Source organism: Microbacterium sp. LBN7, from assembly GCF_045690345.1.
Classification (GTDB): domain Bacteria; phylum Actinomycetota; class Actinomycetes; order Actinomycetales; family Microbacteriaceae; genus Microbacterium.
This window is the reverse complement of record NZ_CP147856.1, coordinates 2,442,807-2,461,551: the sequence shown is the minus strand read 5'-3', so window position 1 is coordinate 2,461,551 and position 18,745 is coordinate 2,442,807. Positions and strand designations below refer to the sequence as shown.

Here is an 18,745-nt window from a genome sequence, read left to right as displayed (position 1 = left end):
CGGGGTCAGTGGTCGGGGCGCTGGACCTCGACCTCTCTGCCGTCGCGGTCGACGATCTTGCCGTCGACGATCGAATCCCCGTCCTCGAAGGCATCGAGATAGGCGATCGGGATGCTCCGAGTGGGAGCGGCGGCGAGCACGGACGCATCCTTGCCCGACGGCTTCCCGAGATGGTTGAACAGCAGGTTCAGCAGGATCGCCGCCACGGCGGCCGAGCTGATTCCGGAGTGGAAGATCGTGACGAACCACGCGGGCATCTGGTCGTAGATCGTGGGGGCGGCGATCGGCAGCATGCCGATCCCGATCGAGGAGGCCACGATGACGAGGTTCATGTTGCCCCGGTAGTCGACCTTCGCGAGCGTGCGGATGCCGCTCGCCGCCACGCTTCCGAACAGCACGATCCCCGCGCCGCCGAGCACGGGTGCCGGCACCGCCGCGACGACGCGTCCGAGCACCGGGAGCAGGCCGAGGATGACGAGCACGACGCCGCCCGCGGTGACCACGAACCGGCTCTTGACCCCGGTGATCGCGACGAGGCCGACGTTCTGCGCGAAGGCGGACTGCGTGAACGAGCCGAACACGGGCGAGACGGCGCTCGAGAGCATGTCGGCACGGAGCCCCGCCGCGATCCGCTTGGAGTCGACCTTGGTGCCGACGATCTCGCCCACGGCCAGGATGTCGGCCGTCGTCTCGGTGAGCGTCACCAGGATCACGATGAACATCGAGATGATCCCGGCGATCTCGAACGTGGGCATCCCGAACCCGAACACGCTGGGCAGGGCGAAGATCGGACCGTCCCCGACGGCGCCGAAGTCGACGCGTCCGAGGATGACCGCGAGGATCGTGCCGAGCACGATGGCGAGCAGGATCGCCAGGCGGGAGATCGCACCGATCCGCACCTTGCTGAGCACCAGCACGATGACGAACGTGATCGCCGCGAGCAGCAGGTTCTGCGGATCGCCGAAGTCCTCGGCCTGGCTGTTGCCGCCCATGGCCCAGCCCGCGGCCACCGGCAGCAGGGTCAACCCGATCGTGGTGATGACCACGCCCGTCACGACGGGTGGGAAGAACCGGATGATGGTGGCGAACACGGGGGCGATCAACAGGCCGATGATCGAGGCGACGATCACCGCGCCGAACACCGCGGGCAATCCGCCGCCGCTCGTCACGATCGCTCCCATCGTCGCGACACCGGCGAAGGAGACGCCCTGCACGAGGGGCAGCTGCGATCCGAAGAACGGGATCCCGACTGTCTGGAGGATCGTGGCGAGACCTCCCATGAAGAGGCACGCCGTGATCAGCACGCCGATCTCGGCGCCGTCGAGGCCCGCCATCGAGCCGATGATGAGCGGCGGCGCGATGATGCCGCCGTACATCGTGAGCACGTGCTGGATGCCGTAGGCGATGGTGCTGCCGAGCGGCATCCGCTCGTCTTCCGGTCGCCGTGCGACCGTCTTCTGCTTGTTCATGTCGACCTCTTCGTCGGTTTTCGGGGCGTGCGTCGTATCGGGGGGCTGCGTTTCAGGAGTGTCGGGCGAGGAGGCCGCGGGCCGCCTCGCTGTGGTGGGCGATGAGCTGGGGTACGTCGAGGCCTGCGATCTGACCGTCGAGCACGCGCCAGCGCCCGCCGACCATGACGCGGTCGGCTCGATCCGCGCCGCACAGCAGCAGGGCGGCGACCGGATCATGGCCTCCGGAGAACCGCAGCTCGTCGAGGGTGAACATCGCGAGGTCCGCCTGCTTCCCGGGGGCGAGCACGCCGACGTCGGAGCGTCCGAGGGCCCGCGCCGATCCCGCCGTCGCCCAGCCGAGCGCGCGCTCGGGTGTGACGGCGGCGGCGCCGTAGCGCAGGCGCTGCAGGTACAGCGCCTGCCGCACCTCCTGGATCATGTTCGAGCCGTCGTTGGACGCCGAGCCGTCGACGCCGAGGCCCACCGGCGCGCCGGCCTGCTCGAGCTCGATCGCACGGGCGATGCCGGAGGCGAGACGCATGTTGGATGTCGCGCAGTGCGACACGGCGGTACCGGCCGCTCCCAGCCGCGCGATCTCGGCATCGTCGAAGTGGATGCCGTGTGCGAGCCAGGTGCGATCCGACAGCCAGCCGACGCTCTCGAGGTAGTCGACCGTGCGCAGACCGAACATCTCGCGGCAGAAGTCCTCCTCGTCGAGCGTCTCGGCGAGGTGGGTGTGCAGCCGCACGTCGAGTCGTTCGGCGAGGGCGGCGGTGTCGCGCATCACGCCGGTCGTCACGGAGAACGGCGAGCACGGCGCGAGTCCGATCTGCACGAACGCGCCGTCGCCGCGCTCGTGGTGGGCGCTGATGAGCCGTTCGCTGTCGGCGAGGATCGTGTCGGCATCCTGCACCGTCCGCTGCGGAGGCAGGCCGCCGTCCTCCTCGCCGAGCGACATCGACCCGCGGGTCAGGGTCGCCCGCATGCCGAGCTTCTTCACGACGTCGACCTGCACGTCGATCGCATCCTCGAGCCCGTTCGGGAACAGGTAATGGTGGTCGGCGGCCGTGGTGCATCCGGAGAGCAGCAGCTCGGCGAGCGCCGCCGTCGTGGCGAGTTCGAGATCGCGGGGCGTGAGCCCTGCCCACACTCCGTAGAGGCCCTTGAGCCAGGGGAACAGCTCGGCGCTCACCACGGGCGTCCAGGCGCGGGTGAGCGTCTGGTAGAAGTGGTGGTGCGTGTTGATGAGGCCGGGGATGATCACGTGCCGCGAGGCATCGAAGACCTCGTCGACCGGCACCGACGGCGCGCCGCCGGCGGGGACGACCTCGAGGACCCGCGAGCCCTCGATGACGATGCCGCCGGCAGCGTCGGCGTCGCCTCCGGTGTAGATGCCGAGCGGGCTCTTCAACCACACGCTCGTGGGGTGCTGTGACATAGCAGACTCCGTCCATCGGGGTGGAGTCGAACGGCTGACCCCACCAGGGGGTCAGCTCAGTTTTTCCCTGTCTGCTGATCCAGGTGCTCCGACTTTGGAACACTCCAGATCTATCACGGGCGCGCGAACGCGGTCAAGGATTTTTCCGAATCTCGGATTGACACTTCCAAGATGTGGAATCTAGGACGTGCGCGGATCGCCTTCCGTCGGGCTCTGAGCGGTGAGCACGAGTCCCGATCCGTCAGCCGCGACATCGACTCGGACGGTGTCGCCGTCGCGCACCCCGCCGGACAGCAGGGCGGTCGCCAGCTTGTTCTGCACCTCGGACTGGATGAGGCGGCGTAGCGGCCGCGCACCGAACATCGGGTCGTACCCGCGCTCGGCGAGCCACGAGCGCGCATCCGGGGTGACGGCGAGCGTGAGCCGGCGGTCGTGGAGCCGGTCGTGCAGCTGGTCGACGGAGAGCTCGACGATCTGCGCGAGGTCGTCTTCGGTGAGCGCGGCGAACATCACGATGTCGTCGAGGCGGTTCAGGAACTCGGGTCGGAACGCCTGGCGCACGAGCGCCATCACCTGCTCGCGCTTCTCGTCGGGTGGGAGCACGGGGTCGATGAGGATCGGCGAACCGAGGTTCGAGGTGAGGATCAGGATCACGTTCGAGAAGTCGACCGTGCGGCCCTGGCCGTCGGTGAGGCGTCCGTCGTCGAGCACCTGCAGGAGCACGTCGAACACCTCGGGGTGCGCCTTCTCGACCTCGTCGAGCAGGATCACGCTGTATGGCCGACGACGCACGGCCTCGGTGAGCTGACCGCCCTGCTCGTAGCCGACGTACCCCGGAGGGGCGCCGACGAGGCGGGAGACCGAGTGCTTCTCGCCGTACTCCGACATGTCGATGCGCACCATGGCGTGCTCGTCGTCGAAGAGGAACTCCGCGAGCGCCTTCGCGAGCTCGGTCTTGCCGACACCGGTGGGGCCGAGGAACAGGAACGAGCCGGTCGGGCGCCCGGGATCGCTGATGCCCGCGCGCGAGCGGCGCACGGCATCCGACACCGCTTTCACGGCCTCCTTCTGCCCGATCAGCCGCTTGCCGAGCTCGCTCTCGAGGTGCAGCAGCCGCTCGGACTCGCCCTGCAGGAGCTTTCCGACCGGGATGCCGGTCCACGCGGCGATCACGCCGGCGATGTCCTCATCGGTGACCTGCTCGTTGACCATGCGGCCCTCGGACGACGTGGCGGCCTCCGCCTGCTCGGCCTCGGCGATGTCGCGCTCCAGGCGCTTGATGGTCTCGTACTCGAGCTTGGAAGCGCGCGTGTAGTCGGCCTCGCGCATGGCGAGATCGCGCTGCGTGACGGCGTCGTCGAGCTGCTTCTTCAGGTCGCCGACGCGGTTGAGGCCCTGACGCTCACGCGCCCAGCGCTCCTCGAGCGCTGCGAGCTCCTTCTCGAGCCCGGCGAGCTGCTCGCGGAGCGTGCCCAGCCGCTCCTTGGACGCGGCATCCTTCTCCTTCTTGAGCGCGAGTTCCTCGAGCTTCATGCGGTCGACCTGGCGCTTCAGCTGGTCGATCTCGACCGGCGAGGAGTCGATCTCCATCTTCAGCCGGGACATGGCCTCGTCGATGAGGTCGATGGCCTTGTCGGGCAGCTGGCGGGAGGGGAGGTAGCGGTTCGACAGCGCGGCGGCCGCTACGAGAGCACTGTCGGCGATGGTCACTCCGTGGTGCGCCTCGTACCGCCCCTTGAGCCCGCGGAGGATCGCGATGGTGTCTTCGACCGTGGGCTCGCCCACATAGACCTGCTGGAAGCGCCGCTCGAGCGCGGCATCCTTCTCGATGAACTCGCGGTACTCGTTGAGCGTCGTCGCGCCGATCAGGCGCAGCTCTCCACGGGCCAGCATGGGCTTGAGCATGTTGGATGCCGCGACCGACCCCTCGCCGCCACCGGCACCCATGAGCACATGCAGCTCGTCGATGAACGTGATGACCTTGCCCTCGGACTCGGTGATCTCCTTGAGGACCTGCTTCAGTCGCTCCTCGAACTGGCCGCGGTACATGGCGCCGGCCACGAGGGCTGCGATGTCGAGGGTGATCAGCTCCTTGTCCTTCAGAGACTCGGCGACGTCACCCGCCACGATCCGCTGTGCGAGACCCTCGACGACGGCGGTCTTGCCGACGCCGGGCTCACCGATCAGCACCGGGTTGTTCTTGGTGCGTCGGGTCAGCACCTGGCTGACGCGGCGGATCTCACCGTCCCGCCCGATCACGGGGTCGAGCTTGCCCTGGCGGGCGCGGTCAGTGAGGTTGATGCCGAACTGCTCGAGAGCAGACTGCTGGTCCTGGTTCTGCGGGCCGGTCTGGGGGTTGGACACGTATCCCTCCGAAGTAAAGTTGAGTTATCCTGACTCAACTTTACTCCGGGCGAAGATCACGCGTCAATCGGTCATGCCCCGGCGCAGCAGCCGTCCGCGCGGCGTCTCGAAGTCGATCACCTCGCCGTGCAGCCACGTCTTGCGCACCACACCCGCCAGAGGCTTGCCGTGGTAGGGCGTGAGCGGGTTCTTGTGGTGCAGCTTGTTCACGTCGACGACATAGGCGTCGTCGGCGGCGAACACCGAGAAGTCGGCGTCGTAGCCCGGCGCGATGCGCCCCTTGCCGGTGAGCCCGGCGAACTGCGCGGGGCGCTCGCTCATCCACGACACCACGGTCTCGAGCGTCAGCCCGCGCTGACGGGCCTCGGTCCAGATCAGCGAGAGGCCGAGCTGCAGCGACGCGACCCCGCCCCAGGCGACCGCGAAGTCGCCGTTGTCGAGGTCCTTGAGATCGAGCGTCGACGGCGAGTGGTCCGAGACGATGAAGTCGATCGTGCCGTCTTCGAGCCCCTCCCAGAGCAGCTCGCGGTTGCCGGCCTCTCGGATCGGCGGGCAGCACTTGAACTGCGTGGCCCCGAGCGGGATCTCCTCCGCGGTGAGGGTCAGGTAGTGGGGGCACGTCTCGACCGTGAGCCGGAGGCCGTCGTGCTTCGCGCTGCGGATCATCGCCAGGGCGTCGGACGACGACAGGTGCAGGATGTGCGCCCGGGCGCCCGTCCAGCGCGCCCGCTCGATGACCTCGGCGATCGCGAGGTTCTCGGCACCACGGGGACGCGATGCCAGGAACTTGCCGTAGTCGTCTCCCTCGGGTGAGGGGGCGCGGTCGATCGCGCGGGAGTCCTCGGCGTGCACGATCATCACGGAGTCGAACGACGCGAGCTCGCGCATGTCCTTCTCCATCTCGTCGGCGTCGAGCGGCGGGAACTCGTCAACGCCGGAGTGCAGCAGGAAGCACTTGAAGCCGAAGACGCCGGCATCGTGCAGACCGCGCAGCTCCGCGGTGTTGCCGGGGATCGCCCCGCCCCAGAAGCCCACGTCGACATGCGTCTGGCCCTGCGCGACGTCGCGCTTGATGTTCAGCGCCTCGACGTCGACGGTCGCCGGGATGCTGTTCAGCGGCATGTCGACGATGGTCGTCACACCACCGGCCGCGGCGGCCCGGGTGGCGGAGGCGAACCCCTCCCACTCCGTGCGACCCGGCTCGTTCACGTGCACGTGGGTGTCGACGAGGCCGGGGATGAGCGTCTCGTCGTCGGCGAGCTCGATGACCTCCGCGCCGTCGAGGTTGTTGCCCAACGGCTGCATGGCGACGATCCTGCCGTCGCGCACCCCGACCTCCCGCGGGCTGATGCCCGCGGACGTCAGCACCCGCTGCCCCCGGATCACGAGGTCGTACCGCTCACCCGTCGGGTCGAGCGACGCTCCGGCATCCGCCATTTCCTGCTCCTGCGACATGTCGCCCTTCCCTTCTGCCGGCTGCACGCCGACCGGCTGACACCTGCTCAGCCCATACTGGACCACGATCCCGCCAGGGATCGCGGGATGATCTCGGTGGCGATCCGCCGGCCCACCTGCGCGAGCAGCGCGGTCGCGTTCGCCATGCTCGCCGCAGGGTCCGGCTCGAGCGCGCTGAGCGGCAGCACCGCGACGAAGCCGGCATCGGCGGCTTCCTCCGCAGTCAGCGTCGAACGGCCGCACACCGCCACGACGGGAACGCCCGCCGCGCGCGCGGCCGCCGCCACACCCAGCGGCGTCTTGCCGCCGAGGCTCTGGTCGTCGAGGCTGCCCTCTCCCGTGATGACGAGGTCGGCACCGTCGATGCGCTCACCGAGTCCGGTCAGACGCTGGATGACGTCGACGCCCGGCTCTCGGCTCGCTCCGAGCACCGCCAGGGCCGCGTAGCCCACTCCCCCGGCGGCTCCCGCACCGGGAAGATCCTTCGACGGGCGCACCCCCGCCTGCGCCTCGAGCAGCGAGGCGAAGCGGGAGAGGCCCGTCTCGAGGGCGGCGACATCGTCGGCGCTCGCCCCCTTCTGCGGTGCGAACACCGCAGACGCCCCCCGGTCTCCCAGGAGAGGATTGTCGACGTCGCTGGCGAGCACGATCGTCGCCGCGGCGATGCGCGGGTCGAGACCCGTCACGTCGACGGCGGTCAGGCCGGCGAGCGCCGCACCGCCGGAAGGAGCATCGCCCTCCGCTGTGCGGAGCGAGACGCCCAGCGCCTGCAGCATCCCCGCACCGCCGTCGGTGTTGGCGCTTCCGCCCACACCGAGCACGATCGTCGTGCATCCGCGATCCAGCGCCGCCCGGATGAGGTCACCGGTCCCCCGGCTCGTCGCCGTGAGCGGGGCCTTCGCGCCGCCCGGCAGCACGTCGAGACCGCTCGCCGCGGCCATCTCGATGATCGCCTGCGTTCCGCGCATCGCGAACCGGGCCGGCACCGGCTGCCCGGTCGGCCCGGTCACCTGCGCCGTGACCGCCTCGAACCCGCTCGCGAGAGCGGCCTCGACCGTGCCCTCGCCGCCGTCGGCGACGGGCACCGCGTCGACCTCGGCATCCGGGATGATCTCCCGGATGCCGAGGGCGAGCGCCTCCGCGACCTCGGCCCCGGTGGCGGAGCCCTTGAACTTGTCCGAGGCGATGAGGATGCGCATACGGTGGGTCAGTCGAGCAGGGCGTAGACGGCCTCGGGAGCGTCGGCGGGCGACGTCGCGAGGTCTTCGAACTCGTTCATCGTGTCGAGGTCGGCGCCCATCGCGATGTTGGTGACGCGCTCGAGGATGACCTCGACGACCACCGGCACCTGGAACTCGTCCTTCAGACGCGCAGCCTCCGCGAAGCCGGCCGCGAGGTCTTCCGGACGCTCGACGCGGATCGCCTTGCAGCCCAGGCCCTCGGCCACCTTGACGTGGTCGACGCCGTAGCCCACCGCGACGCTGGACGAGTCCTGCGGGGTGTTGATGTTGTCGAAGGCGAGCGAGACCTCGTAGTCCATCTCGAACGGACGCTGCGACTGACGGATCAGGCCGAGGTAGCTGTTGTTGACCACGACGTGGATGTACGGCAGCTTGTGCTGCGCGCCGACGGCGAGCTCCTCGATCATGAACTGGAAGTCGTAGTCGCCGCTGAGTGCGACCACCGGGTGGCCCGGCTTTCCGCGCACGACGCCGAGTGCGGCGGGCAGCGTCCAGCCGAGAGGCCCGGCCTGGCCGGCGTTGATCCACTGACGCGGACCGTACACGTGCAGCAGCTGCGCGCCGGCGATCTGCGACAGGCCGATCGTGGTGACGTAGGTGGTGTCGTGGCCGAAGGCCGACAGCATCTCCTGGTACACGCGGTGCGGCTTCATCGGCACGTTGTCGAAGTTCGTCTTGCGCTGCAGCTTCGCCTTGCGGCTGCGGCAGTCCTCGGCCCAGCCGAGGTAGTCGGGCAGCGCCTCGACGCGGTCGCGGGCCGCTTCGAGCAGCGCGTCGATGAAGGCGCCGGCGTCGGAGACCACGCCGTAGTCGGGCGCGAACACGCGGCCGATCTGCGTCGGCTCGATGTCGACGTGCACGAAGGTGCGCCCCTTGCGGTAGGTGTCGAGACCGCCGGTGTGGCGGTTCGCCCAGCGGTTGCCGATGCCGAGCACGAAGTCGGACTCGAGGAAGCTCGCGTTGCCGTAGCGCTGCGAGGTCTGGATGCCGACCAGGCCCGCCGCCAGCGGGTGGTCGTCGGCGATCGCGCCCCAGCCCATCAGCGTCGGGACGACGGGCACGCCCAGGGTCTCGGCCAGCTCGACGAGCTTGGCGGAGGCGCCGGAGTTCACAATGCCGCCGCCGGCGACGATCAGCGGGTGAGCGGATGCCGTCAGCATGTCGAGCACCTTCTCGGCCTGCGCGCGGGTGGCGACCGGCTTCGCCACCGGCAGAGGCTCGTAGGTGTCGATGTCGAACTCGATCTCGCCCATCTGCACGTCGAACGGCAGGTCGATGAGCACCGGGCCCGGACGGCCCGAGCGCATGATCTGGAACGCCGTCTGGAAGGCGCCCGGAACCTGGGCCGCCTCGAGCACGGTCTTGGCGAACTTCGTGACCGGCTTCGCGATCGACGCGATGTCGACGGCCTGGAAGTCCTCCTTGTCGAGCTTGGCCACCGGCGCCTGCCCGGTGATGCACAGCATCGGGATGGAGTCGGCGATCGCGGCGTAGAGCCCCGTGATCATGTCGGTGCCGGCGGGGCCGGAGGTGCCGACGCAGATGCCGATGCGCCCGTCGCCGGTGCGGCTGTAGCCGTCGGCCATATGCGAGGCGCCCTCGACGTGACGGGCGAGGGTGTGCCGGATGCCGCCGTTGGCACGCATCGCGGCGTAGAAGGGGTTGATCGCCGCTCCCGGCAGGCCGAACGCCTCGGTGGCGCCCTCCTTCACCAGGATCTGGCAGATCGCGTCGACTGCACGCATTCGAGTCATGAGAAGTCCTTGTTCTTTCGGTCGTTGAGCGAGCGAAGCGAGACGAAACGTCAGCCGCGGCCGGAGAGTTCGTTGGTGAGTGTGAAGAGACCGGAGTGGTCGAGGCCGCCGTCGCCACGGGCGACGAGGGCGTTCACGAGCTGTGCGACAGCGGCGCCGAGGGGGACGGTGACCCCCGCCGAGCGTGCCGCTGCGGTGACGATGCCCAGATCCTTGTTGTGGAGGGCGAGACGGAAGCCGGGGGTGAAGTCGCGGTCGAGCATCTTCTGCCCCTTCTGGTCGAGGACCTTGGAGCCGGCGAGTCCGCCGCCGAGAACCTTGAGCGCCGCGTCGGTGTCGACACCGAACGCCTCGAGGAAGACCACGGCCTCGCTGAGCGCCTGGATGTTCACGGCGACGATCAGCTGGTTGGCCGCCTTGACGGTCTGGCCGGCACCGGCGGGACCCACGTGCACGATGGTCTTGCCGATCGCGTTGAGGACGGGCTCCGCGGCCGCGAAGTGCTCAGGGGCTCCGCCGACCATGATCGACAGCACTCCGTCGATCGCACCCTGCTCTCCGCCGGAGACGGGGGCGTCGACCGCACCGAAGCCGGCGGCGATCGCCTCCTCGGCGAGGGCCTTGGCGACGTCGGGGCGGATCGAGGAGTTGTCGATCCACAGTGCGCCCGGCTTGGCGTGGGCGAAGACGCCGTCCTCGCCGCGCACGACCCCCTCGACGTCCGGAGAGTCGGGGACCATGGTGAGGATGACGTCGGCATTCTTCACGGCATCCGCGATGCTGGTCGCTCCCGTGCCTCCGGCCTCGACGAGCGCATCGATCGGCTCCTGGCTGCGGTTGAATCCGGTCACCTCGTAGCCGGCCTTGACGAGGTTCTTGGCCATGGGGAGGCCCATGATGCCGAGGCCGACGATGGCGATGCTGGTCATGAGTTCGCTCCTTCGCGGTTGAGCCAGGCGAAGGCATCCGCCTGGGTGGCTTTGTACTCGAGGCCGATGACCCCGGTGTATCCGCCGGCGCGGGCGGCGTCGATCCAGTCGGTCAGCGGCAGGTCGCCGGTGCCGGGCTCGCCGCGCCCGGGGGCATCGGCGATCTGGATGTGACCGAACTCTCCGGCGTGGTCGGCGATGACCGCGGCGACGTCGTCGCCGTTCACGGCCAGGTGGTAGAAGTCGGCGAGCAGGCGGATGTTGTCGACGCCGTGCTCGTCACGGACCCGGCCGATGATGGCCAGGGCGTCGGCCGCGGTCTTCAGCGGGTACGCGTCCATTCCGGACACCGGCTCGAGCAGCACGATGCCGCCGATCTTCGCGACCGCTGCGCCAGCGATCGCGAGGTTCTGCACCGCCAGGTCGTCCTGCGCCTGCGCGTCGGCGCCCTCGATGCGGTTGCCGTAGAGGGCGTTGAAGGCCTTCGTGCCGAGACGCTCGCCGATCCCGACGACGACGTCGACGTTGGCGCGGAACTCGTCTTCGCGACCGATCCAGGAGACGATGCCCCGGTCGCCCGCGGGCATGTCGCCGGCGAAGAAGTTGAGGCCGGTGAGCTGCACGCCCGCATCCTGGATCGCGGCGACGAACGCGTCGACCTCCTCCTGCGCGGGAACGGCGGAGGTGAACGGCCACCAGAACTCCACGGCGTCGAAGCCCGCAGCCTCGGCCGCCGCCGGGCGCTCCAGGATCGGCAGCTCGGTCAGCAGGATCGAGGCGTTCACGGTGTAGCTCATGGGATCATCCTTGATTTCGTAATGTGGAAGTTAAATTCCTGTTAGTGAAAAGAGTACGCTGAACCCCGCGGCGATGTCAACGGCATCCCCGCGGGGCGCACCCGCGTCAGGTCAGCCGGATCTGGCGGTTCATGTCCTTGTACAGCAGGTAGCGGAAGTCCTCGGGGCCCCCGGCGTAGCAGGCCTGCGGGCAGAAGGCGCGCAGCAGCATGTAGTCGCCCGCCTCGACCTCGACCCAGTCGTCGTTGAGGCGGTAGACGGCCTTGCCCTGCAGCACGAACAGACCGTGCTCCATGACGTGCGTCTCGGCGAACGGGATCGTGCCGCCCGGCTTGAAGGTCACGATGTTCACCTGCATGTCATGCGCCAGGTCGCTCGCGTCCGAGAAGCGGGTGGTCGCCCACACGTCGTCGGTGTCGGGCATGGACGTCGGCTCGATGTCCTTGTCGCTGGTGACGAAGGATGCCGGTGCGTCGACGCCGTCGAGCCACTCGTAGGCCTTGCGGATCCAGTGGAAGCTCGTGAGCTGGTCGCCCTCGTTGGCGAGCGACCAGGTGGCGCCAGGAGCGAGGAAGGCGTACCCGCCCTCTTCGAGCACGTGCCGCTCACCGTCGAGCGTCAGCGTCAGGGACCCGGTCGTGACGAACACCACGCCCTCCACTCCGGATTCGACCTCGGGCTTGGCCGCCCCACCGCCGGGGCCGATCTCGACGATCAGCTGCGAGAACGTCGTCGCCGAGCTCGGCGTCGGTCGGGCGATGATCCACGCGCGGGTGTTCGTGAAGCCGGGGAGGCTGCTGGTGACGATGTCGCGCAGCACGCCCTTCGGGATGACGGTGTACGCGAGCTTCACCACGGCCCGGTCGGTCAGCAGGGCGGACTGGCCGGGAAGACCGCCGGCGGGCGTGTAGTAGGTGCGTTCGTGAGCGCTCATGAGGTCTCCTCCTCGGATACGGCGAGCTTCGGATGCGCGAGCTTGGTCAGCTCCGCAGGAGTGGCGGCCGCGGCATCCCGCACCTCCGCCTCGGTGACAGCACCGCACTCCAGGCCGCGCACGACGAAGCGCGCGAGAGCCCGGGCGGTGGCCGGCTCGTCCATGATGGTCGCGTCGCTGCCGTGCAGGTAGTTGTCGAGGCGGCGCGCGGCGGCGGCGAAGCCCTCGCGGTAGAACGCGTAGGTCGCGAGGTAGCGGGTCGGCAGCTGGGCGGCGTGCAGATCCCAGCCCTGGTAGTAGCCGCGCTCGAGTGAGCGCCGCACCAGGCGGGCGTGCAGCTGCCACGCTGCGCGCACGTGGTCGGCGTCGCCGACGGGGATGACGTTGGTCGAGCCGTCGGAAAGCCGCACGCCGGTCTCGGCGACGGCGACCTGCATGACCTGCTTCGCGTAGTCGGCGGCCGGATGCTCCATCGACTGGTGCGCGGCGGCGATCTGCAGCGAGGCGCTGTAGTCGTAGGTCCCGTAGTGCAGCGCCGTGACGCGGCCCTTCGCGCGGTGCAGCAGGGTCGCGACCGGCACCGATCCGTCGGCGGCGACGATCAGCTGCGGCGTCTCCATCTGCACCTCGAAGCGCAGACGTCCGGGAGCCAGACCCAGCCGGTCCTCGAAGCGCTCGCAGAGCACGACCATCGCCTCGACCTGCGCCACCGTGGTCACCTTGGGCAGGGTCAGGACGAGCCCGTCCGGCAGCGGGCCGGCGGCGGCGAGGGTGGTCAGGAATCGATCGAGGGTGCGGATGCCGCGGCGCCGGGTCGGCGCCTCGAAGCACTTGAAGCGGATGCCGATGAAGGGCGGCGCGGTTCCCGCAGCGACGGCCGCGGCCACGCGCTCGGCCGCGAGCACGGCATCCGCATCCTCTTCCGCATCCGGCCGTGCGCCGTAGCCGTCCTCGAAGTCCAGGCGGAGGTCCTCGATCGGCTCGCTGCGCAGCTTGGCGTCGACGAGCGGCGCGAGCTCCTCGGCGAGGTGCCCGAGCCCGACGGCATCGGCGAGCGCCGCCGTGCCGCCGAACGCGACGACGGCCGCGGCGGCCTCCGCACCGAAGCGCGCGGGCAGCTCGGGGTCGAAGCGGTCGGCGGGCACATAGAGCGTGTGCACCGGCTGGCGGCTGCCGTCGTCCCCGGGATACGAGGTCGCGAGCAGCGCGTCGGTGTCGGCGAGCCGGGCGTCGATGTCGGCGAAGTCGTCCTCGCCCAGGGTGGTGCTGCGGGGATCGACGCTGACGGGCACGGTGCTCACTCCTTGCTCGAGACGGTGGAGGCGACGCGGACGATGGCCTCGGCCACGGCGCCGGCCACCAGGGGATCGAACACGCTGGGGATGATGAAGCTCGCATTGAGCTCGTCGTCTCCCACGCGCGAGGCGATCGCCTCGGCGGCTGCGACCAGCATAGGCGCGGTGATGTCGGACACGCCCGCGTCGAGCAGGCCGCGGAAGACACCGGGGAACGCCAGCACGTTGTTGATCTGGTTCGGGAAGTCGCTGCGACCGGTCGCCACGACGGCGGCGTGCTTCGACGCGACGATCGGGTCGACTTCGGGCGTGGGATTGGCCATCGCGAACACGATCGCGTCGTCCGCCATGGCCGCGATGTCCTCCTCGCCGAGGATGTTCGGAGCGCTCACGCCGATGAAGACGTCGGCATCGACCATGGCCTCCTTCAGCGTGCCCTGGAAGCCGCGCGGGTTGGTGGTCGACGCGATCTCGGTGCGGTGCGCGTCGGTGTACTCGACGTCCGGGTGGATCGCGCCGTCCCGGCCGCAGGCCACGATGTCGCGGGCGCCCTCGGCGAGCAGCAGCTGGATGATCGCGTTGCCGGCGGCGCCGACCCCGGACACGACGATGCGGACGTCTTCGATCTTCTTGGCGACCACCTTGAGCGCATTGCCGAGCGCGGCGAGCGTCACGATGGCGGTGCCGTGCTGGTCGTCGTGGAAGACCGGGATGTCGAGCTCTTCGCGCAGGCGCGCCTCGATCTCGAAACAGCGCGGCGCCGCGATGTCCTCGAGGTTCACGCCGCCGTAGACGGGGGCGATCGCCTTGACGATCGAGATGATCTCCTCGGTGTCCTTGGTGTCGAGGCAGACCGGCCACGCGTCGACGTTCGCGAACTGCTTGAACAGCGCGGCCTTGCCCTCCATGACCGGGAGGGCGGCTTCGGGGCCGATGTCTCCGAGGCCGAGCACGGCGGTGCCGTCGGTGACGACAGCGATCGTGTTGCGCTTGACGGTGAGCTGTCGCGCCTTGCTCTTGTCCTCGGCGATCGCCAGGCAGACGCGGGCGACTCCCGGCGTGTACGCGCGGGACAGGTCGTCGCGGTTGCGCAGCGGCACGCGCGGCACGACCTCGAGCTTTCCGCCGAGGTGCATCAGGAAGGTGCGGTCGCTGACGAGTCGGACCGTGACGCCCTCGAGCGCGTCGATCGCGGCGCGCACGCGGTCGGCGTGCTCCTCTCCCGCGGTGTTGCAGGTCAGATCGACGACGATCGTCGCGGGATGCGACTCGACGACGTCGAGCGCGGTCACCGCTGCCCCGGCATCGGCCGCCGCCACGGCGAGCTCGCTGGTGACGCTGAAGTTCGAGGGAGCGTCGATCCGCAGTGTGATGGAGTTCCCGGGTCCCGGATTCGCCATGTTTCCTCCGTCTAAGTTTTCGTATCGTGGATTCTATCGTCTACTCTATGGAACTTTGAAGCAAGCACGGTAATCTTTGTGCGCGTCTGTTTCGACATGCCTCTCTCGCATGATGGAATGATCCAGACCCCGACGGAGGATCCGATGACCGATATCAAGCCCGCGAAGAGCGCCGGATCCGGCGTGCAGTCGGTCGAGCGCGTCTTCGAGCTCATCGAGCTGGTGACCGATGCCGGAGGTGACGTCACGCTGAGCGAGCTCGCGGCATCCACCGACCTCCCGCTCCCGACGATCCACCGCCTGCTGCGCACGCTCGTCTCGCTCGGCTACGCACGGCAGCTGCCGAACCGCCGCTACGCGCTCGGCCCCAAGCTCATCCGCATCGGCGAGGGAGCCTCCCGGCAGTTCGGCGCCCTCGCGCGCCCGCAGCTCAAGCGCCTCGTCGACGAGCTCGGCGAGAGCGCCAACATGGCGGTGCTCGACGGCGACATGGTCGTCTATGTCGCCCAGGTGCCGTCGCTGCACTCGATGCGCATGTTCACCGAGGTCGGCCGCCGGGCGAACCTGCACGACACCGGCGTCGGCAAGGCGATCCTCGCCCAGCTCCCCGACGAGACCGTGCGGGGCATCGTGGGGCGCGCCGGGATGCCGACGCCCACCGAGTTCAGCCTCGGCACGATCGACGACCTGCTCGCCGAGCTCGATCGCATCCGCGAACGCGGCTACGCGATCGACGACCAGGAGCAGGAGATCGGCGTCCGCTGCTTCTCGATGGCCGTCCCCGACGCCCCCACCCCGACCGCCGTGTCCGTCTCGGGTCCGATCTCCCGCGTCGACGAGGCGTTCGGCGGCCGGGCTGTCCCCCTGCTGCGCCGGGCGGCGGAGGAGATCAGCGCCGAGCTGACCGCCTGACACCGGCTACTCGGCATCCGAACCGCTCGTGCCGGCGTTCACGTCGTGCAGGCGATAGCGCTCGGCGGCCTGCGCGGGCGCTGAGGCATCCACCTCTGCGCGTGCGGCGAGCAGCTGCAGGGTGCGAACGACGATCGACGCGCTGTCGATCTTGAAGAACCGCCGCGCCGCGGCTCGCGTGTCCGAGAACCCGAAGCCGTCGGCGCCGAGCGTCGCCCAGTCGTTCTTCACGAACGGGCGCACCTGATCGGGCAGGTCCTTCGCGTAGTCGCTGACGGCGACGATCGGCCCCTCGGCGCCGGCGAGCTGCGTCTGCAGGAACGGGGTGCGGGTGTCGCGCTCCGGGTGCAGGAACGCCTCCTCCTCTGCCGCGACGGCGTCGCGGCGCAACTCCGTCCAGGAGGTCACCGACCACACGTCGGCCGCGACACCCCAGTCGTCACGCAGCAGCCGCTGCGCCTCCAGCGCCCATGTCACGCCGATACCCGACGCCAGCAGATGGGTGCGCGGCGACTCCACCGGTGAGATGCGATGGATGCCGCCGAGGATGCCGGCGACATCGACGCCTTCGGGCTCGGCGGGCTGCACGATCGGCTCGTTGTAGACCATGAGGTTGTAGATGCGGTTGCGGTCGGTCGAGTCCGGTCCGTACATCCGCTCGATGCCGGCGCGCATGATGTGGCCGATCTCGTACCCGAATGCCGGGTCGTACGTGACGACCGCCGGGTTCGTCGCGGCGAGCAGCGGCGAGTGGCCGTCGGCGTGCTGCAGCCCCTCCCCGGTCAGCGTCGTGCGTCCCGCCGTGGCGGAGATCAGGAAGCCGCGGGTCATCTGGTCGGCCGCGGCCCAGATCGAGTCACCGGTGCGCTGGAAGCCGAACATCGAGTAGAACACGTACACCGGGATCAGCGGCACGCCGTGGGTCGCATAGGCCGTTCCCGCCGCCGTGAACGCGGCGATGGATCCCGCCTCGTTGATGCCGACGTGAAGGATCTGCCCCGACGTCGACTCCTTGTAGGACAGCACGATGTCACGATCGACCGCCAGGTAGTTCTGACCCTTCGGGTTGTAGATCTTCGCGGTCGGGAAGAACGCGTCCATGCCGAAGGTCCGGGCCTCATCGGGGATGATCGGCACGATCCGCTGACCGAACCCGGGGTCGCGCATCAGGTCCTTCAGCACCCGGACGAAGGCCATGGTCGTCGCCGCCTGCTGCGTGCCCGAGCCGCGAGCCGCGACCTCGTACGCCTTCGGGTCGGGCAGTGCGATCGGCTCGTGCGCCGAGCGGCGCTCCGGCAGGAAGCCGCCGAGTGCGCGACGGCGTTCGCGCAGGTACGCGATCTCCGGAGCATCCGCTCCCGGGTGGAAGTACGGCGGCAGGTACGGGTCGGCCTCGAGTTGCGCGTCGGTGATCGGAACGCGGAGATGATCGCGGAAGTCCTTGAGATCCTGCAGCGTCAGTTTCTTCATCTGGTGCGTCGCGTTGCGCGCCTCGAAGCGCGGGCCGAGGCCGTACCCCTTGACCGTCTTCACCAGGATGACCGTGGGACGGCCGTTGTGCGCGAGCGCCTGCTGGTACGCCGCGTACACCTTGCGGTAGTCGTGGCCGCCCCGCCGGAGGCGCCAGATTTCGTCGTCGGCGAGGCCGTCGACCAGGGCACGCGCCCGAGGGTCGCGACCGAAGAAGTTCTCCCGGATGAACGCCCCCGACTCCGCCTTGTAGGTCTGGTAGTCCCCGTCGAGGGTGCTGTTCATGATGTCGACCAGGGCGCCGTCCTCGTCGCGCGCGAGCAGGTCGTCCCACTCCCGCCCCCAGATGACCTTGATGACGTTCCACCCGGCGCCGCGGAAGGACCCCTCCAGCTCCTGGATGATCTTGCCGTTGCCGCGGACTGGGCCGTCCAGCCGCTGCAGATTGCAGTTCACGACGAACGTGAGGTTGTCGAGGCCTTCGTTCGCGGCGAGCTGCAGGAGCCCGCGGGATTCCGGCTCGTCCATCTCGCCGTCGCCGAGGAACGCCCAGACGTGCTGGTCGGATGTGTCCGTGAGCCCGCGGCCCTGCAGGTACCTGTTCGACTGCGCCTGGTAGATCGCGTTCATCGGGCCGATGCCCATCGACACGGTCGGGAACTCCCAGAACTCCGGCATCAGGCGCGGGTGCGGGTACGACGACAGTGCGTGCCCCTCGCGCGACTTCTCCTGGCGGAAGCCGTCGAGGTCCTCCTCGCCGAGGCGCCCCTCGAGGAAGGCGCGGGCGTACATGCCGGGCGAGGCGTGACCCTGGAAGTAGATCTGATCGCCGCCGCCCGGGTGGTCCTTGCCGCGGAAGAAGTGGTTGAAGCCCACCTCGTACAGGGTCGCCGCCCCGGCATAGGTGGAGATGTGCCCGCCGACCCCGATGCCCGGACGCTGCGCGCGATGCACCATGACCGCGGCGTTCCAGCGCATCCAGGCGCGGTAGCGCCGCTCCAGCTCCTCGTCACCGGGGTACTCGGGCTCATCGGCGGCGGCGATCGTGTTCACGTAGTCGGTCGTCACGGTCGGCTCGCTCGCCACGGTCGGCTGGGAGCGGAGGCCGGCGCGATCGACGAGGGTGCGCACGATGTGGTCGCCGCGCTCGGCGCCGCGTTCGCTGATGAGCGCATCGAGGGATTCGAGCCACTCCGCGGTCTCCTCGGGATCGAGGTCGGCAGCGTCGAGGTCGGCGGATGTGACGGCGGAGGCGCGATTGTCAGTCACGGTACGGCCCTTCTTGTTAGATGGAGGGGTCTGCCA

At 69.4% G+C, this 18,745-nt stretch carries 13 protein-coding genes; 1 reads left to right on the top strand and 12 read right to left on the bottom strand.

Annotated elements, in window-relative coordinates:
* Positions 1-5 precede the first annotated feature (5 nt).
* The 11 genes from LBN7_RS11825 to LBN7_RS11775 all read right to left on the bottom strand — a co-directional run bounded on the left by LBN7_RS11825 (position 6) and on the right by LBN7_RS11775 (position 15,058).
* Complete coding sequence (locus LBN7_RS11825) at positions 6-1,469, bottom strand: nucleobase:cation symporter-2 family protein (protein ID WP_116633753.1); 1,464 nt, start codon at positions 1,467-1,469, stop codon at positions 6-8.
* A 52-nt stretch (positions 1,470-1,521) separates the two neighbouring features.
* Positions 1,522-2,889: an 8-oxoguanine deaminase gene (locus tag LBN7_RS11820; protein ID WP_407359738.1), complete on the bottom strand. Its 1,368-nt coding sequence runs from the start codon at positions 2,887-2,889 to the stop codon at positions 1,522-1,524.
* Positions 2,890-3,069: 180 nt separating this feature from the next.
* A complete protein-coding gene (locus LBN7_RS11815; protein ID WP_407359737.1) occupies positions 3,070-5,253 on the bottom strand; it encodes an ATP-dependent Clp protease ATP-binding subunit in 2,184 nt (727 codons plus the stop codon).
* Between the two features lie 63 nt (positions 5,254-5,316).
* Positions 5,317-6,708 carry an allantoinase AllB gene (allB, locus tag LBN7_RS11810; protein WP_407359736.1) on the bottom strand — a complete coding sequence of 464 codons (1,392 nt, stop codon included), beginning with the start codon at positions 6,706-6,708 and terminating at the stop codon, positions 5,317-5,319.
* A 47-nt stretch (positions 6,709-6,755) separates the two neighbouring features.
* On the bottom strand, positions 6,756-7,907 hold the full coding sequence (locus tag LBN7_RS11805; protein WP_407359735.1) for a glycerate kinase: 1,152 nt from the start codon (positions 7,905-7,907) through the stop codon (positions 6,756-6,758).
* Positions 7,908-7,915: 8 nt separating this feature from the next.
* A complete protein-coding gene (gene gcl, locus LBN7_RS11800) occupies positions 7,916-9,703 on the bottom strand; it encodes a glyoxylate carboligase (protein WP_407359734.1) in 1,788 nt (595 codons plus the stop codon).
* A gap of 50 nt (positions 9,704-9,753) precedes the next feature.
* Positions 9,754-10,632, bottom strand: coding sequence for a 2-hydroxy-3-oxopropionate reductase (locus LBN7_RS11795; RefSeq protein ID WP_407359733.1), 879 nt, complete (start codon positions 10,630-10,632; stop codon positions 9,754-9,756).
* Positions 10,629-11,429 carry a hydroxypyruvate isomerase family protein gene (locus LBN7_RS11790; RefSeq protein WP_407359732.1) on the bottom strand — a complete coding sequence of 267 codons (801 nt, stop codon included), beginning with the start codon at positions 11,427-11,429 and terminating at the stop codon, positions 10,629-10,631. Before LBN7_RS11790 ends, LBN7_RS11795 begins: the two co-directional genes overlap by 4 nt.
* Positions 11,430-11,535: 106 nt before the next feature.
* Positions 11,536-12,363 carry a bifunctional allantoicase/(S)-ureidoglycine aminohydrolase gene (locus LBN7_RS11785; protein ID WP_407359731.1) on the bottom strand — a complete coding sequence of 276 codons (828 nt, stop codon included), beginning with the start codon at positions 12,361-12,363 and terminating at the stop codon, positions 11,536-11,538.
* Positions 12,360-13,655 carry a DUF6986 family protein gene (locus tag LBN7_RS11780; RefSeq protein ID WP_407359730.1) on the bottom strand — a complete coding sequence of 432 codons (1,296 nt, stop codon included), beginning with the start codon at positions 13,653-13,655 and terminating at the stop codon, positions 12,360-12,362. Before LBN7_RS11780 ends, LBN7_RS11785 begins: the two co-directional genes overlap by 4 nt.
* A gap of 5 nt (positions 13,656-13,660) precedes the next feature.
* Entirely contained in the window at positions 13,661-15,058 is a 1,398-nt protein-coding gene (locus LBN7_RS11775) for an NAD-dependent malic enzyme (protein ID WP_407359729.1), read from the bottom strand.
* Between the two features lie 144 nt (positions 15,059-15,202).
* Here LBN7_RS11775 and LBN7_RS11770 point away from each other — a divergent pair, with 144 nt between their 5' ends.
* Complete coding sequence (locus tag LBN7_RS11770) at positions 15,203-15,970, top strand: IclR family transcriptional regulator (protein WP_116634014.1); 768 nt, start codon at positions 15,203-15,205, stop codon at positions 15,968-15,970.
* Between the two features lie 6 nt (positions 15,971-15,976).
* Here LBN7_RS11770 and aceE read toward each other — a convergent pair whose 3' ends face one another.
* On the bottom strand, positions 15,977-18,709 hold the full coding sequence (gene aceE / locus LBN7_RS11765) for a pyruvate dehydrogenase (acetyl-transferring), homodimeric type (protein ID WP_407359728.1): 2,733 nt from the start codon (positions 18,707-18,709) through the stop codon (positions 15,977-15,979).
* Positions 18,710-18,745 lie beyond the last annotated feature (36 nt).

Bases quoted from the DNA above. Each gene is read 5' to 3' on its own strand.
- allB (WP_407359736.1), bottom strand. From the start codon at position 6,708: ATGTCGCAGGAGCAGGAAATGGCGGATGCCGGAGCGTCGCTCGACCCG.
- LBN7_RS11785 (WP_407359731.1), bottom strand. From the start codon at position 12,363: ATGAGCGCTCACGAACGCACCTACTACACGCCCGCCGGCGGTCTTCCC.
- LBN7_RS11825 (WP_116633753.1), bottom strand. From the start codon at position 1,469: ATGAACAAGCAGAAGACGGTCGCACGGCGACCGGAAGACGAGCGGATG.
- gcl (WP_407359734.1), bottom strand. From the start codon at position 9,703: ATGACTCGAATGCGTGCAGTCGACGCGATCTGCCAGATCCTGGTGAAG.
- LBN7_RS11795 (WP_407359733.1), bottom strand. From the start codon at position 10,632: ATGACCAGCATCGCCATCGTCGGCCTCGGCATCATGGGCCTCCCCATG.
- LBN7_RS11775 (WP_407359729.1), bottom strand. From the start codon at position 15,058: ATGGCGAATCCGGGACCCGGGAACTCCATCACACTGCGGATCGACGCT.
- LBN7_RS11820 (WP_407359738.1), bottom strand. From the start codon at position 2,889: ATGTCACAGCACCCCACGAGCGTGTGGTTGAAGAGCCCGCTCGGCATC.
- LBN7_RS11805 (WP_407359735.1), bottom strand. From the start codon at position 7,907: ATGCGCATCCTCATCGCCTCGGACAAGTTCAAGGGCTCCGCCACCGGG.
- LBN7_RS11770 (WP_116634014.1), top strand. From the start codon at position 15,203: ATGACCGATATCAAGCCCGCGAAGAGCGCCGGATCCGGCGTGCAGTCG.
- LBN7_RS11790 (WP_407359732.1), bottom strand. From the start codon at position 11,429: ATGAGCTACACCGTGAACGCCTCGATCCTGCTGACCGAGCTGCCGATC.